The organism is Streptomyces sp. NPDC058877 (assembly GCF_042742855.1).
Classification (GTDB): Bacteria; Actinomycetota; Actinomycetes; order Streptomycetales; family Streptomycetaceae; genus Streptomyces.
In genome coordinates this window covers 1-2,203 of record NZ_JBHYMF010000367.1, presented here as the reverse complement: position 1 = coordinate 2,203, position 2,203 = coordinate 1, and the positions used below count along the sequence as shown (strand labels likewise).

Sequence of the window (2,203 nt, the reverse complement as noted above, 5' to 3'; positions counted from 1 at the left end):
GGTCGGGACGCCGCCCCCGTCGTGTTCCTCACTTCTCCAGCTTCTGGCCCTTGAGGAGGAACCAGGCGGCGACCGCCGTCACCAGGAGGACCGCCGCACCCACTCCGGACGCGATCCGCAGGCCGTCGACGAAGGCCTGCTGGGCGGAGGACACCAGGGCCGCTGCCGTACCGGGGGCAAGGCTGCCGGCCGCCTCGACCGCACCGCCGAGCGACTCGTGGGCGGCCGTCGCGATGTCCGAGGGGACACCGGCAGGGGGCGTGAAGCCCCGGTAGACGCCGGTCACGATGGAGCCCAGGACCGCGATGCCGAGCGCGGCGCCCAGCTCGTACGCGGTTTCGGAGACGGCGGAGGCGGCTCCGGCCTGTTCCTTGGGAACGCTGGAGAGGATCACGTCGGCGGTGACGGTGAAGGCGAAACCCGCGCCGACGCCGACGACGAGCAGACTGGCCCCCAGCATCGGGTAGCCCGTGTGCTGGTCGAGGGTGGTCAGAACCGCGAGGGAGAGCCCGACCGCCGCGAGTCCACCGGCCACCACGGACCGCACGGAGAAACGACGGGCCACGACGCCCGCGACCAGACCGGCCGTCACCGCTCCGATCGCAGCCGGGAGTTCGGCGAGGCCGGCTTCCAGGGGTTGGCGCCCCTGGACCAGCTGGAAGAACTGGGACAGGAAGAACACCAGGCCGGAGAGGCCGAGGATGGTCAGCAGATCGGCGAGGACGGCGCTGGAGAAGCCGCGGTGGCGGAAGAGCCGCATATCCAGGAGCGGTGCGGGCAGGGTGAGCTGCCTGCGGACGAACCAGGCCAGGGCGACGGCTCCGCCGAGGGCAGCGACGGTGGCGTCGAGCGAGAGGCCGTGAGTGGCCAGCTCCTTGACCGCGTAGACGACTCCGATGACGCCGACGAGGGAGAGCACGACGCTGGGCAGGTCCCAGGGGCCGGGGTTCTCGTTCTTCGACTCGGGGATCAGCTTGATGCCGACGAGGACGAGCACCGCCATGACCGGCAGGTTGATGAGGAAGACCGAACCCCACCAGAAGTGCTCCAGGAGGAATCCGCCGACGACCGGCCCGACGGCGGCGCCGGCCGAGGCCATGGCGCCCCAGATGCCGATCGCGAGGCTGCGCTCGCGCGGGTCTTGGAAGAGGTTGCGGATGAGCGCCAGGGTCGACGGCATCAGGGTCGCACCGGCGATGCCGAGCAGTGCACGGGCCACGATCATCGTCTCGGGGCTCGTGGCATAGGCGTTGAGGACCGAGAGGGCACCGAAGGCCGTCGCGCCGATCAGCAGCAGCTTCTTGCGGCCGATGCGGTCGCCGAGGCTGCCCATGGAGACGAGGAGTCCGGCGATGACGAAGGAGTAGACGTCGCCGATCCAGAGCAGCTGGGTGCCGGACGGCTTGAGGTCCTCGGAGAGGAAGGGGGTGGCGAGACCGAGCACCGTGGCGTCGACCGCCACGAGGAGGACGGCCAGGACGAGCACGGAGAGGGCGAGCCACCGACCGGGGCGGCGCGCGTCCTCGACGTGGTTCGCGTTCCTGAAGGTACTGGTGGTCACTTCTCCACGCTCCTGCGCGCTCCGCCGAGCAAGAGCTCGACGATCATGTACTGGAAGTCCTTGGCGGCGACCCTGCCGTCCTGTACGGCCCAGGCTCCGGAACCGATGAGCCCGTACAGGGCCTCGGTGAGCCAGGCGGGGGTGAGGTCGATCCGGAAGACGCCCTGCTCTTGACCGCGCCGGAAGAGCGCCGAGACCCGGGCGTCGAGCCGTTCCCACCCCTCGTTCTGTTGGTCGCCCTCGAAGAGCTGGTTCTCCGTGACGAGGAACGAGAGCAGGGGGGCAACGGGCTCCACCTCGGCGACCAACCGGCGGACGGCCTCGTCCGCCGGCCCCTCGTCGGTGCGGGCCCGGTCATGGGCGGCTTCCAGCTCCTGCAGTCCGAGCTCTTCGAGTGCCCGCACCAGGGCGTCCCGCCCGGCGAAGTGCCGGTGGAGCGTGGCCCGGCCGATTCCCGCGGCCTTGGCGACCTCGTCCATGGTGGCGGTTGCCTTGCGGGTGAGCAGGGCGGCGGCGGCACGGAGCACCTGGGTGCGGTCGACTGTCATGAGACAACAGTACACCTTATGAGACATTGATGTCTCACTTGGGACGTCAATGAACACAGAAAGGCGCCGCTGCCCTCCCGATGGAGGGCGGCGG

2 protein-coding genes are annotated in these 2,203 nt (G+C 70.2%); both read right to left on the bottom strand.

The genetic code is table 11. The annotated features are described in order from the left end of the window. Nucleotides 1–28: 28 nt before the first annotated feature. On the bottom strand, nucleotides 29–1,561 hold the full coding sequence (locus tag ACFW2Y_RS35555) for an MFS transporter (protein ID WP_384887820.1): 1,533 nt from the start codon (nucleotides 1,559–1,561) through the stop codon (nucleotides 29–31). Next, nucleotides 1,558–2,109 (bottom strand): TetR/AcrR family transcriptional regulator, encoded by a 552-nt coding sequence (locus tag ACFW2Y_RS35550; protein ID WP_384887818.1) that lies wholly within the window; start codon nucleotides 2,107–2,109, stop codon nucleotides 1,558–1,560. The genes ACFW2Y_RS35555 and ACFW2Y_RS35550 overlap by 4 nt, the downstream gene beginning before the upstream one ends. Nucleotides 2,110–2,203 lie beyond the last annotated feature (94 nt).